The organism is Sphingomonas lacusdianchii, assembly GCF_022664395.1.
GTDB lineage: Bacteria > Pseudomonadota > Alphaproteobacteria > Sphingomonadales > Sphingomonadaceae > Sphingomonas > Sphingomonas lacusdianchii.
In genome coordinates this window covers 1-13209 of record NZ_JAKRET010000013.1, presented here as the reverse complement: position 1 = coordinate 13209, position 13209 = coordinate 1, and the positions used below count along the sequence as shown (strand labels likewise).

Annotated in this window: 8 protein-coding genes and 1 pseudogene; 1 reads left to right on the top strand and 8 read right to left on the bottom strand. The window is 66.8% G+C overall.

Annotation, left to right across the window (positions count from 1 at the left end; translation table 11 throughout):
• Positions 1–2 precede the first annotated feature (2 nt).
• The 4 genes from MF607_RS16420 to MF607_RS16405 all read right to left on the bottom strand — a co-directional run bounded on the left by MF607_RS16420 (position 3) and on the right by MF607_RS16405 (position 5438).
• Positions 3–1490, bottom strand: coding sequence for an MFS transporter (locus tag MF607_RS16420; protein WP_242120782.1), 1488 nt, complete (start codon positions 1488–1490; stop codon positions 3–5).
• A 38-nt stretch (positions 1491–1528) separates the two neighbouring features.
• Positions 1529–2980, bottom strand: coding sequence for an OprO/OprP family phosphate-selective porin (locus MF607_RS16415; RefSeq protein WP_242120780.1), 1452 nt, complete (start codon positions 2978–2980; stop codon positions 1529–1531).
• A 302-nt stretch (positions 2981–3282) separates the two neighbouring features.
• Complete coding sequence (locus MF607_RS16410; protein ID WP_242120778.1) at positions 3283–4608, bottom strand: MFS transporter; 1326 nt, start codon at positions 4606–4608, stop codon at positions 3283–3285.
• Complete coding sequence (locus MF607_RS16405) at positions 4605–5438, bottom strand: substrate-binding domain-containing protein (RefSeq protein WP_242120776.1); 834 nt, start codon at positions 5436–5438, stop codon at positions 4605–4607. Before MF607_RS16405 ends, MF607_RS16410 begins: the two co-directional genes overlap by 4 nt.
• A gap of 197 nt (positions 5439–5635) precedes the next feature.
• On the opposite strand from MF607_RS16405, the gene MF607_RS16400 reads away from it, so the two are divergent.
• Entirely contained in the window at positions 5636–6847 is a 1212-nt protein-coding gene (locus tag MF607_RS16400) for a cation:dicarboxylate symporter family transporter (protein ID WP_242120775.1), read from the top strand.
• On the opposite strand, the gene MF607_RS16395 is transcribed toward MF607_RS16400, so the two are convergent.
• The 4 genes and pseudogenes from MF607_RS16395 to MF607_RS16380 form a co-directional block, all read right to left on the bottom strand.
• Positions 6821–7720 carry a LysR family transcriptional regulator gene (locus MF607_RS16395; protein ID WP_242120772.1) on the bottom strand — a complete coding sequence of 300 codons (900 nt, stop codon included), beginning with the start codon at positions 7718–7720 and terminating at the stop codon, positions 6821–6823. The genes MF607_RS16400 and MF607_RS16395 overlap by 27 nt on opposite strands.
• Positions 7721–7891: 171 nt before the next feature.
• Positions 7892–9484, bottom strand: coding sequence for an amidohydrolase (locus MF607_RS16390; protein ID WP_242120770.1), 1593 nt, complete (start codon positions 9482–9484; stop codon positions 7892–7894).
• A gap of 22 nt (positions 9485–9506) precedes the next feature.
• Entirely contained in the window at positions 9507–12287 is a 2781-nt protein-coding gene (locus MF607_RS16385) for a TonB-dependent receptor plug domain-containing protein (RefSeq protein ID WP_431311968.1), read from the bottom strand.
• 370 nt (positions 12288–12657) lie between these two features.
• A pseudogene (locus MF607_RS16380) lies at positions 12658–13089 on the bottom strand (IS5 family transposase); the annotation flags it as partial.
• Positions 13090–13209: the final 120 nt, after the last annotated feature.

Here is a 13209-nt window from a genome sequence, read left to right as displayed (position 1 = left end):
CCTTACGGGCGATGGCCGCTCATCGTGTCGCCGGCGTCGGTCGCGAATTGCCGGTTCCAGAAGAACGCCGCGGCCGAGATCGCGGATACGACCGCGAACGCCGTCGAGAAGACCGTCAGGGTCGGCGCGCCCCCGCCGCCGGCCAGCGTGCCGACTTCCAGCACCGTCGCCGCGACGCAGATGCCGAGCGACAGCATCAACTGCTGGAACGTCGCATAGAAGCTGGCCGCCGCGCTCATCCGCCCGTCCGCGACCTCGGCATAGGCGATGGCGTTGTAGCCGGTGAACTGGAACGAGGTGAAGAAGCCGGACAAAGCGAGCACGCCGATAATCGCCGCGACCGGCCAGTCGGGCCGGAACAACGCGCAGGTGGCATAGCCGAGGCTGCTCACCAGCCCCGATACGATCAGGCTGCGGCGAAAGCCGAACCGGCGCAGCACGCGCGGCGCCAGCGCCTTCATCGCCAGCGCGCCGATCGCGGTCGCCATGGTGATCGTGCCGGTCGTCGCCGCCGACAGGCCGAACCCGATCTGGAACATCAGCGGCAGCAGGAACGGCTGCGCCCCCTGGGTGATCCGCGTCAGCGACCCGCCGATCACCGACAGGCGAAAGGTCGGCACCTGCATCAACCGCAGGTCGAGGATCGGGTCGGTGGCGCGCCGCGCATGGCGGATATAGGCGTATCCGGCGGCCAGCCCGGTGCCGACCAGCGCCAGCGCGATCCAGCCGGTCCCCGCCCGGCTCGACAGTTCGAACCCGAACAACAGGCAGCCCAGCGCGATCCCCGACAGGACGAACCCGCTTGTGTCGAACCGCTGCGGCCCGTCGCCGCGAATGTCGGGGATCAGGGTCAGCGCGCCGAGGATGCCGGCGATGCCGATCGGAATGTTGAGATAGAAGATCCAGCGCCAGTCGAGCCACGTCACGATCAACCCGCCCAGCGGCGGCCCGAGGATCGGCCCGACCAATGCGGGCATGACCAGCCATGACAGCGCCTGCACCATGTCCTCGCGTCGCACGCTGCGCAGCAGGACCAGCCGCCCGACCGGCACCATCATCGCCCCGCCGATGCCCTGCAGGAAGCGCGCCGCGACCAGCATCCACAGCGACCCCGCCTGTGCGCACAGGATCGACCCGAGCAGGAACACGCCGATCGCACCGCAAAAGATCGTCCGCGACCCGAACCGGTCGGCCAGCGTCCCGCTCGCCGGAATGAACAGCGCCAGCGACAGCAGATAGCTGGTCAGCGCAAGGCTGAGATTGGTGGCGGGCACGCCCAGGTCGCGCGCCATCGTCGGCAGCGCGATGGTCAGCACCGTGCCATCGAGTTGCTGCATGAACAGCGCCGATGCGACGACCAGCGCGATCACGCGATAGCCGCGCGCCGCTGCCGGCCGGGCATCGGTGACGTCCGGCATGCCGCTGCCCGGCGGGACGCCGTCGCCCGCATCCGCCATCGTCGTCGCCAATCTACCGCGTCGCGACCCCATGCCGTCCCACTCGTTGCTGCACTGCAACCATTAACGCATCAGAACGCGATTTGCGCCCGTCCGATCAGGCTGCGGCCATGGTCGCGCGCTATCGCGCCCGCGACCGGGTTGGCCAGCAGCCAGTCGATCGCGTTCAGCTGCAGCCGGACGAAATTGTTGAGGTACCAGTTGACGCCCAGCGTCAATGCCGTCCCGCGCCCGGCGGTCGGATTGTCGCTATAGTCCAGCTCCTCGTATCGCGCGGCCAGTTCGACCGCACCGCTGCCGCCGGTGGTGAAGGGACGCAGCACCTTCGGCCGGCTCCACACCCCGCCCCGCGTCAGATAGGGCGGCGTCTCGCCGGTCAGGAACCAGCCGCCCTGCACCGCCCATGCGTTCTGATGGGTGGTGTCGCCCGCGCGATTCGCCAATTGCCGGCTGCCCGCCTCGGCATAGGCCCAGAGCGAGTGGTGGAAGGTGCCGAGTTCGACGCCATAGCCGTCGCCCGACACCGGACCGGGGAAGCTGCCCGGCGCGATCCGCAGATTGTCGTTGTAGAAGCCGCCGACGGCGATGCTGCGCGTCGGACGGCTGACATCGCTCGCCAGCCGTTCGTGAAAGCCCCACAGGCCCAGATGCACCAGCCAGTCGTCGGTGCGAACCGGGTTCCAGTGCGCGCGCGCCGCGATGGTCATCCCGTCGCCCGCCGTGCCGGGGTTGGCGATATCGTCCCCCGACAGCTGCACGCCGACATGCCACCCCTTGCCATAGACGCGGGCCGCCGCGCCGAGTCCGAAAAAGCCCCGCGCCGGGATGATCCCCTGCGCCACGACATTGCGTTCGAGGAACGGGACCGCGATCGTGCCGCTCGACCCGTCCAGCCCGCGATCGTTCAGCCGGTTGCCCAGCGCGAACTCCGCCTGCTCCCCCAGGAACCCGGTGGTCCAGGCGAGATAGGCCGATTTGATCGCCACCTCGTTATCGGCGAAATCGCCTTCGAGCAGATAGGACAGATGCTTGCCGAACGTCCCCTCGATGCCGAGGCGGAGCGATCGCGCCTGCGTGGCGGTCACGTTGCGGTTGGCGACGTCGCTGCCGGTCGTGGTGCCGGCATCGATCAGGATGCGACCGCGCGGACGGAAGCTCAGCGCGCCATCGGCGCTGACGAATTCGGGTGTGCCCTTCGACCAGTCGACATGGGCATTTTCGCGCTGTGCCCGCTCGACCCGCGCCATCCGCGCCTCCAGCGACGGCGGATGCGCGTCGGACGGCAGCGACTGACCGAGCGGGGCGGGGGTGCGGACCGGTGGCGTGGTCTGCGCCACCTGCGGCGGCGGCGCATCGGTCGCGGCGGCAGCGGTGCCTTCAACCGCGGCCAGCCGCGCTTCGAGGCGTTCGATCCGGGCGGCCTGTTCGCGGACCAGCCGGGCCAGCGTCGCGACATCGGCGTCCTGCGCCGCTGCCGGCGCGGCGATCAACAGGCTCGTGGCCAACAGGCTGGCACGAAACATGGGATTTCTCCGAATGGGGCGGATGGAGGTTGTGCATCCTCGTCTCGGATCGTCGTTCCGGCAGACGCAGTATCGCTGCGGAACGAGGTTCCCGTACCCCGGCGAAGGCCGGGGCCCAGTTGGGGGACGTTCGTAAATTTCTGAAAAGACGTGCCAACTGGACCCCGGCCTCCGCCGGGGTACGACCAACTTGCATTCAAAAACGCGACGTTCGCAGCGGCCCCGCCCTTGCGGGAATGACGATGCCGGCGCTGTCCGTCTCGCCGACATATCCCGGCATCCGCCGGGATATGTCCGTCCAATCACCCCGCCTTGCGCCGCGCCCGCGCACTGCCGATCAAGAGCGCGAGGAGCGACAGGATCGCGGCGGCGGCGCACCATGCGCCGGGGATCGCCTTGTCGCCGGTCGCCCCGATCAGCGCGGTGCTGATCGCCGGGGTGAACCCGCCGAAGATCGCGGTGGCAAGGCTGTAGGCGAGGCTGAAGCCGACGGTGCGGACATGCGCCGGGATGACTTCGGTCAGATAGACGATGAAGGCACCATTATAGGTCGCATAGATCGCCGCGAGCAGCAGTTCGACCGCGAGCAGCCGCCCGAAGCTGGGCGAGGCGACCAGCCAGCTCATCAGCGGATAGGCGAGCACCGCGCCCAGCACCGTCGCGGTGATCAGCAGCGGACGACGCCCGACCCGGTCCGACAGCGCCCCCATCACCGGCAGCAGCACGAAGTTGGTGATGCCGACACAGGCGGTGACGAACAGGCTCTCGCCCGGGCTGAGCGACAGCACCTTGCTGCCGAAGGTCGGGGTATAGGCGGTGATCATGTAGAAGAAGACGGTGGTCATCACCGCCATCAGCGTGCCCTGCACCACTACGCCCCAGTTGCCGCCGATGGTCCGCAGGATCTGGCCGAGCTGCGGATGCTCCTTGCGGTTCAGGAACGCCTCGGTCTCTTCCATGTGGCGACGGATGACAAACAGGAACGGGATCATCACGCAGCCGATGATGAACGGGATGCGCCAGCCCCATGCCTGCATCGTGTCGGGCGACAGGTTGGTCGACACCAGTAGGCCGATCAGCGCGGCGAACACCACCGCCGCCTGCTGGCTGGCCGACTGCCACGAGGTGAAGAAGCCCTTGCGGTTGGGCGGCGCGATCTCGTTCAGATAGACCGACACGCCGCCGACCTCGACACCCGCCGACAGGCCCTGCACCAGCCGTCCGATCAGGATGATGATCGGCGCGGCGAGGCCGATCTGTTCATAAGTGGGCGTCACCGCGATGGCGAGCGTGCCGAGCGCCATCAGCCCCAGCGTCAGCAGCAAGCCCTGCCGCCGCCCGTGCCGGTCGATATAGGCACCCAGCACCAGCGCACCGACCGGCCGCATCAGGAATCCGGCGCCGAAGGTCATCAGCGTCAGCATCAGTGATGCGAACTCGCTGCCGGTCGGGAAAAACGCCTTCGCGATGTAGGTGGCGTAATAGCCGAACACCATGAAGTCGAACATTTCGAGGAAGTTGCCGCTGGCGACGATGAAGATCGACTTGAACGCCGACTTCTTGGCGGCGGCCGAAATCGGCGGCGTCGAACCCGCCGTGTCGGCGGGGAAGGGGATGGCTTGGGTCATGGTGTCACCTTTGCGACGACCGGTTCGAGGCCGCTGTCGCGGATCTGCCGGTGGGCTTTGGGGGAGGCGAGATAGGCGATCAGCGCGCGTGCTTCGGCCTGATGCGGGGAATAGGCGACGACACCGGCCGAGAAGGGCGTGACCTTCTGCAACGTGTCGGGCAGCAGGCCGATGATGCGGATGCCCTTGACGGGCTTGAGTTCGCTCAGCTGCTGGAACCCGATCTCGGCCTGACCGTCGGCGACGATCTTGCCGACCGGGGTGGCGGGGATCATCCGTCCCTTGGGTCGGACCTGATCGGCGATGCCCAACCGGTCGAGCATCGCCGACTGGATATACACGCCCGATGCGCTGTCCGACCATGCCACCGACTTGGCGGTCAGCAGCGTCGATCGCAGCGCGTCGGGGGTGGTGATGTTCGGGGTGGGCGCGCCCGCCTTCACCGCGACGGCGATCTTGGACAATCCCAGATCGACGGTGGTGCCGGGCGTCACGACCTTCTGTTCGGCCAGCCTGTCGAGCCCGCTGCGCGCGAGGATGACGACATCGGCGGCTTCGTGGCGCGCCAGGCGGTTGGGGATCGCCTGTGGCGTGTCGCCCATCGACGGCCCGTGTTCGGTGACGATATGGACGCCGGTATCGCGTTCATATTGCTTGGCCAGCGCCTCGAACGCGGCGGTGAACCCGCCCGAGGTGAAGACATGGAGTTCGCGGGGGCGGCGCTGCGCGGTGGCATCGCCGGTCTGGAAGCCGATCAGCGCGGCAAGTCCCAGGAACAGCGTGGTGCGCCGCGACAGGACGGCCATCGGCCTGGATAGTGGATCGTGCATGAACACCTCTCGTTCGTCCCGCTCTCCGGCGGATTCCCGTGGCGGCAAAGGCTTGAGCCGGCGTGCCGTATGCGACACTAAGCAGCACCGGCGGCCTTTCGATCAAATGCAATGATCGAGCCGCTTTATGCGTCGCACGCATAAATAGCCGCGAAAGGACGGTCGCTACGCGTAACCTTCGTCACCTTTGGGTCCAGATGCTGCTCGGGATCGCGGCCGGCACGCTGATCGGCGTCTGGCTGCCCGATCTCGGCCGCGCGCTGGGTCCGCTCGGCATCGCCTTTGTAAAGGCGATGCGGATGATGGTGCCGCCGGTCCTGTTCTGCACGATCGTCGAAGGGATCGTGCGCCACGGCGCGACGCGCGATACCGGCGCGACCGTGTTGCGCAGCATCCTGATCTTCCTCGCAATTACCCTTGCCGCGCTCGGGCTGGGGCTGGGCGCCGCGCTGGTCCTCCATCCGGGCGAGGGGCTGGTGCTCGCCCCCGACACGGCGATGCTCGACCTCGTAGCGCAACAGGTCCGCGCGCGCGCAATCGCCGGGCCGGGCGATTTCCTGCTCCATATCGTCCCCGACACGCTGTTCTCCGCCTTCACCGCCGGCGACGTCCTGCCGGTCCTGTTCGTCGCCGCGCTGGTCGGCTTCGGCCTGTTGCGCATCGGCGAAGCGGGTGCGCCGATCGTCCGCGGGATCGAGGCGCTGACGCGGTTGCAGTTCGCGATCTTCGGCTTCCTGATCCGCGCCGCCCCGGTCGGGGCGTTCGGTGCAATTGCCTTCACCGTCGGCACCTACGGCGTCGGCTTCATCGGGTCGCTTGGCATGCTGGTCGCGACGCTGGCGCTGGCCTGCGGTCTGCTGGTCGCGGGGCTGCTGCTGGCGGTACGGCTGGCGACCGGCATCGGCCCCGGTGGGCTGTGGCGCCTGTTCCGCGACGAAATCCTGATCGTCCTCGGCACCTCCTCGACCGAGGTCGTGCTGCCGCGCCTGATCGAAAAGCTGGAGGCGATGGGCTGTCCGCGCGGCATCGTCGGGCTGACCGTGCCGCTCGGCTATTCACTGAACCTCGCCGGCACCGCCGTCTATCTGATCGTCGCGACGCTGTTCCTCGCCGAAGCGGTCGACGTGACCCTCTCGCCCCAGCGCATCCTCGCCTATCTCGCGGTGATGCTGGTCACGTCGAAAGCGGCGGCGGGGGTCACGGGCAGTGGCTTTTCGGCGCTGCTGCTCACCCTGTCGCTGCTGCCCGACGTCCCCGTGGGCGCGGCGGCGCTGCTGATCGCGATCGACCGCTTCCTGTCCGAAATCCGTGCGCTGACCAGCGGCACCGCCAATGTCGCCGCGTCGCTGCTGGTCACCCGGTGGAGCGGGGTCCGCCCCGCCCTACCGCCCCCACGCCGCGGCGAGTAGCGCCATCAGCCGGGTCGCGGTCGGCGACAGCGTCGCCGACGCGCGGCGCAGCACGCCGATCGTCCGCACGACCTCCGCGCCGGCCAGCGGCCGCCACACCAGATCGCGCGCCTCCGGCCCCTCACAGGCGAGGCGCGGCAGCACCGATGGCCCAAGCCCCGCCTGTACCAGCGCCAGCGCCGAGGTCAGCCGCGTCACTTCGTAGAACCAGCGCAACTCGATCCCCGCCCGCGCCAGCCCGGCGTCGAGCGCGGTCCGGTTGCCGCTCCCCATATGCACCGTCACCCGCCGCATGCCCGCAAGGTCGGCCCAGCCCGGTGCGGGCATGTCCGCCAGCGGATCGTCGCGTCGGCAGACCAGTCCATAGGGATCGTCGGTCAGCGGCTCGAACGACAGGTCGGCATCCGACAGTACCGGCAGGGTGATGGCGAACTCCGCCTCGCCGGTCCGCACCGCCTCGGCACATTCGGTCGCCGACAGGTCGAGCACGCGGACGCGGACGTTGCGATATTCCTGCCCGAACTGTTCCAGCACGTCGGGCAGGAACCGCACCGTCGCGCTGGGGATGCTGGCGACGGTCAGCCGCCCGGCGCGCCGCTCGCCCAGTGCCATCATGCCCAGCAGCGAATGGTCGACCTCCTCAAGCAACCGCCGCAGCAGCGGTACGATCTCCTGCCCTGCGGGGGTCAGCCGGACGCTGCGGGTCGTCCGTTCGAGGAGCGGCGTGCCGACCATCGCCTCCAGCTTCTGCACCCGCCGGCTGAGCGCCGGTTGCGACAGGTTGAGCTGTTCCGCCGCGCGCAGGAAACTCTTGCCCTCCGCCACGGCAAGGAGCGCGCGCAGGTCCAGCAACTCGCAATTCAACTGGGACATGCATCACTCTACGGCGTTGCGGGAAATCGGATGCCGGTTTGGCGCTGCCGCGCTGTATCCGACAGCCTGGCCGGAAGATGGACGTTCCGCACGCCGGGGTCCAGAGTCCGGCGCCATATTCGAACAGGACGAATGCGGCCGCCCTCCCGAAAGGAGGGCGGCCCGTCTTAATCATTTCGCGGAACCGGAACCCGGATAACGAACGCCGATCTGATCGAGATACGTCGGATATTTGCTCGCGTCGTAGTAATATTTCTCCATCTCGGGCCGCATCTCGCGCATCAGCTTTTCGTTCAGCCAGATCGCCGGCTTGTCGTCCGGGCCGATCAACGGCGCATAGCTGTCGGTCTTGAGCTGGACGTCGCGGAAATAGGTCTTGGCCGCGCTGACCAGCTTTGGCGTGGTCATCAGGTCGAGCACGGTCATCGCCACCGCCTTGGCGCCCGCCTCGACGCCCTTGTGCGCGATCGGCGTCGCCATCGCCATTGCCGAGGTGATGTGGTGGCCGATCATGTTCGGGATGTTCGACGGGAAACGGATGGTGATCGTCGGCACCGTCCACATGATGTCGCCGATATCGTCCGACCCGCCGCCGAATACCGCGGTGCGGTTCTCCGGGGTGCTGAGAGGAGCGGGCACGCTGCGCAGTGCTTCGACCTTGCGGCCGTTGGTTTCCTGTACCGTCTTGGCAAAGGCCTGATCGGCGGGCGTCCATTTCGGCATGCCGACCGCGGTGATGTTGGCATAGGCCGCTTCGGCGAGCGGCTTGTTGCCGAAATTGGGCGCGGCATAGCCGAGGATCTGGCGCGTCACCGTCGTGCCGCTGGCGCGCGCGGCACCCTCGGCGATCTCGTTGCCGGTATCGAACAGCGTCTTGACCCCGGCAAAGGTGCGGTCGCGGAAATAATACCACACCGACGCGGTGTCGGGCACGATATTGGGCTGCCCGCCGCCATTGGTGATGACGTAATGCGACCGCTGCGTGACGGGCAGATGCTCGCGCCGGAAATTCCACGCGGTATCCATCAGTTCGACGCCGTCGAGCGCCGAGCGGCCCTCCCACGGCATGCCGCCGGCATGGGCGGTCTTGCCGTGGAAGGTATATTCGACCGACACCATGCCGTTCATGCCGAGTTCGCCGTACGCGGTACCGAAATCGCTGCTGACGTGCGAGAAGATCGAGGCATCGACATCCTTGAACACGCCGGCGCGGACATAATAGGCCTTGGTCGCCAGCAATTCCTCGGCGACGCCGGGCCACAGCATCAGCCGGCCGGGGATCTTGTTCTTCTCCATCACCTGCTTGGCGGCGATCGCGGCGGCGATCATCATCGGCATGCCCGAATTATGCCCCTCGCCATGGCCCGGCGCGCCGGGCACCAGCGGCTTCTGCTGCGCCACGCCCGGCATCTGCGACAGGCCGAGCAGCCCGTCGATATCGCTGCCAAGCGCGATCAGCGGCCCGCCCGAACCCCAGGTCGCGACGAAGGCGGTCGGCATGCCCGCGACACCGCGTTCGACCTTGAACCCGTTCTTTTCGAGGACATCGGCCAGATAGGCGGAGGTCCGCACCTCCTGAAAACCCGGTTCGGCAAAGCTGAACACGGTGTCGACCATCACCTGAATGTCCTTCGCCTGCGCGTCGACGGCGGCGGCGGCCTCGACCTTCAGCGGCTTGGGCGCCTGTGCCGCGGCCGGGGTGAGGGCGGTGCCGGCCATCGCGGCGATCAGCAGCGCGGCGGCGCCCTTGTGCAGATAGGTCATCTTGTCACTCCCCTTGGAAAGGTCAAAATTTGATGGTGAAGGCGACGCGGAAGGTGCGACCGATCACGTCGTACATCGACCGCGCGGTCTGGGCGTAGGCGGGCACGTTGTTGCCGTCGGGACCGTTGCCGACCAGCACCGGATCGCGGTTCGTCAGATTGTTGACGATGAAGTTCAGGCTGCCCTGATGCCCGCCGGCATTCAGCTTCACACCCAGCGATGCGTCGAGGTACATCATGCCGGGAATATGGTTCTCGTTGATCGTGCGATATTGCGTGGTCGATGCCGGGCAGCCGCTGGTGCATTCGACATAGTCGTTGCCATAGACGCCGTTGCCGAACCCGCGCGCGACCAGATTCAGGCTGACCGGATCGAGTTCGTAGAAGGCGCTGACCCGGTAGCGCCATTTGGGCACCGAGAAGCCGCCCGACAGGCTGCCGCCATTCACCCCGGCATAGTCGATCGGGAAGATCCCGTTGTCGATCACGTTCGAAATGTAATGCGTCGCCGCGCCATGGATGCTGATCCGGCCGGGCAGCGATCCGCTGATCGCCGACAAGTCGGTGCGATAGCTCGCCTCGATATCGAAGCCGCGCTCATGCTGGCTGGCGAAGTTGAACGGCTGGATGATGATCCGCTGCAACGCGCCGCCGGTATAGACGATGTTGCTGCAATACTGGTTCGATCCGGTATAGCAGAAATCGACCGTGTTCTGCGACGTGATCGACCCGATCGCATCGTCGATGGTGATGTCGAAATAGTCGAACGAAGTGGTGAAGCCGGGGACGAATCCGGGGCTGAACACCGCGCCCAGCGTCCATGTCTTGGCCCGTTCGGGGTCGAGGCTGGTATTGCCGATCGTCGTTTCGAGGAATTGTTGCGATCCGGTCAGCGGCGCGTTGGATGGCAGGATGACCGTGTTCGTGCGCGCCGTGCCTGCCGCGAACAGTTCCTGCAGGTTGGGGGCGCGGATGTCGCGGCTATAGGTTCCCCGGAACTTGATGTCGGGGATCGGCTGCCACGTCGCGCCGACCTTCCATGTCTGGACCGTGCCCGAGGTCGAATAATCGGTATAGCGCCCGGCACCGTTCAGGTTCAGTCCGGGCAGCACCGGCAGGTCGACTTCGACGAACCCTTCCTTCACCGAATATTCGCCGCGATTGACCAGATAATTGCCGTAGAGCCAGCCCGAGGAGAATTGCGGGTCGACGGTGCCGTCAATCTGTTCCTTGCGCCATTCGCCACCGAACGCGATCGCCGCGACCCCGCCGGGCAGTTTGAACAGCGCGCCGTTGACGCTGGCGGCGGCGACGTCCTGCTGGATCGTCTGGTCGCGCTGCGGCTGGGCGGTGCCATAGATGTAATTGAGCGCCGCCGCCGACACGCCGCCGGTGCCCAGCCGGTCGATCGGAACGCAGCCATTGGTCGGATTGGTCAGCGTCGACCGGCAGACGATCTGCCCACCCGACAGCACCGCATCCTGCGCCAGCGCCATGCGGGCGTTGTTCCAGGTATTGGTCAGCTCCTCGTGCGACTTGGTCGCGCCATGCTGGTAATAGCTGTCCCACGTCCAGCGTTGCCCGAATAGCTGGAACTTGCCCTTGGCGCCGAGCACGTAGCGATAGACTTCGCGCGTATTGTCGCTGCCCGGCACCGGAAAGCCGAAATTCGACGTGCCGATCGCGATCGAGGCAAGCCCGTTGGCCCGCATCGCTGCCGCGACTGCCGGATACTGGCTCAGCAGATAGGCATTGTCGCTACGGATGGTGACGTTGGTGCTCGGCGTCTGTTGATAGAAGCTCTGCCCGCGATAGCGGTTGTACGACGCCTGCCCATAGACCTGCAGCGCGTCGCTGACGTCGAAGGCGATGCGGTCGAAGAAGCTGATCCGCTCCTCGTGCGGGATCAGCGAATTGGTACCGACATGGCCTTCCAGCGTCGTCCGCCAGTCGCCGCCGATCATCCATGGCGAAGAGGTGGTGTTGGTCGTGCCGAAGGTCAGTTGTCCGGTCTGTCCGTCCCCCAGGAAATAGGTGCCGCGCAGCGGCCCGGCGGTGACCAACCCGCCCTTGGTATAGCCCGCCGGCCCGAAACCCGACCCGACCAGCCGCTGGGGCAGGCCGTTGGTTGCGGTATAGGCGGGGTTGTTGATCTGGAAATAGCCATTGTCGTTCCAGTCGCGCGCGATCGTGTCGACGCCTTCCTGCCGGAAATATTCGCCGCTCAGCAGTACGTGCAGGCGGTCGTCGAACCCCGAGACGCCGACTGTCGCCGCCAACCGATAGTTGCGCCCGTCGCCATAGGTCGAGATGCCCTGATCGGCCGACAGCTTCAGCCCCTTGAACCGTTCGTCGAGGATGAAGTTGACGACGCCGCCGACCGCGTCGGACCCATATTGTGCCGATGCGCCGCCGGTGACGACCTCGACCCGCTCGACCAGATCCTGTGGGAAGGTGTTGATGTCGACCACGCCGTTGACGGCGGATGCGACCGAACGCTGCCCGTTGAGCAGCACCAGCGTCCGCCCCGCGCCCAGCCCGCGCAGATTGACCGAATTGATGCCGGCAATGCCGTTTGACAGCGATCCCGAACTGTTGCCCGACGTGCTGCCCTGTCCGATGCTGGGAAGCTGGTTGACGAAGTCGGAGATATTGGCGGGCTTCTGCGCCTGGATATCGGCGGCGCCCAGCACGGTGACCGGGGTAGGGGCACTATAGCCGTCGCGGACGATGCGGCTGCCGGTGACGACGATGTCGCTGTCGACCTTTTCCTCGTCCGCCTCGTCCTGCGGCGCGTCCGTCATGGTGGTGACTGGCGAGGGTGCCGCCCCGGTCGCGTCCGCAACCTGCGTTACCTGTCGTGCCCGACCCGGCGTCGGTGCGATCAGCGCCGCCGCGACCGTCGCCAGCAACGCCGCGCGTATGCCGACGTCGCAACCCGCCACCCGTTCGACCGCCCCTGTACGCGTCTGTGTCCCCGCCATGTCGACTCCCCGAAGCTTTGTTCAAAAGCCTCCGGGCATCGCTCCCCCGACATCATTGTGGCGAACGCGACGGGATCGGGAGGAGAGCGGTCCGCTCGTCCGACCGAAGCCATCGGTGAAACGATCGGGTGCCGATGCCGGCGTCCGACCGATTTCACGAAGTCCGTTGCCTAGGGTCAGGACTCGTTGATTACAGCCAGAAGATGACGGTGGCAGCGAGGGCGATGGCGGAGAAGAAGACGGTCGGGCAGCGGTCGTAGCGGGTTGCGACGCGGCGCCAGTCCTTGAGGCGGCCGAACATGATCTCGATGCGGCTACGTCGCCGATAGCGGCGCTTGTCGTACCTGACCGGCTCGTTGCGGGACCGCCGCCCTGGGATGCAGGGTTGGATGCCCTTGGCCTGGAGCGCATCCCTGAACCAGTCGGCGTCGTAGCCGCGGTCACCTAGCAGCCACTGAGCCTTCGGCAGGTCGTCCAGCAACGCGGCCGCACCGGTGTAGTCGCTGACCTGCCCGGCGGTCATAAAGAAGCTCAAGGGGCGTCCGTTCGCATCGGCTACGGCATGGAGCTTGGTGTTCATGCCGCCCTTGGTGCGGCCTATCAGGCGGCCAAGGCCCCCCTTTATGGATGGCTCGCCCCTTAACTGAGCGTTGTTGCCTCACGGCAGCAGGCCGTTTGCGGAAGGAGCAAGGGTCATGGACATATCGGTTCTCGGGATTGATCTGGGCAAGAACAGCTGCAG

Coding starts and splice junctions, on each gene's coding strand:
- MF607_RS16405 (WP_242120776.1), bottom strand. CDS start 5,438: ATGCACGATCCACTATCCAGGCCGATGGCCGTCCTGTCGCGGCGCACC.
- MF607_RS16415 (WP_242120780.1), bottom strand. CDS start 2,980: ATGTTTCGTGCCAGCCTGTTGGCCACGAGCCTGTTGATCGCCGCGCCG.
- MF607_RS16400 (WP_242120775.1), top strand. CDS start 5,636: ATGCTGCTCGGGATCGCGGCCGGCACGCTGATCGGCGTCTGGCTGCCC.
- MF607_RS16410 (WP_242120778.1), bottom strand. CDS start 4,608: ATGACCCAAGCCATCCCCTTCCCCGCCGACACGGCGGGTTCGACGCCG.
- MF607_RS16395 (WP_242120772.1), bottom strand. CDS start 7,720: ATGTCCCAGTTGAATTGCGAGTTGCTGGACCTGCGCGCGCTCCTTGCC.
- MF607_RS16420 (WP_242120782.1), bottom strand. CDS start 1,490: ATGGGGTCGCGACGCGGTAGATTGGCGACGACGATGGCGGATGCGGGC.
- MF607_RS16390 (WP_242120770.1), bottom strand. CDS start 9,484: ATGACCTATCTGCACAAGGGCGCCGCCGCGCTGCTGATCGCCGCGATG.
- MF607_RS16385 (WP_431311968.1), bottom strand. CDS start 12,287: ATGACGGACGCGCCGCAGGACGAGGCGGACGAGGAAAAGGTCGACAGC.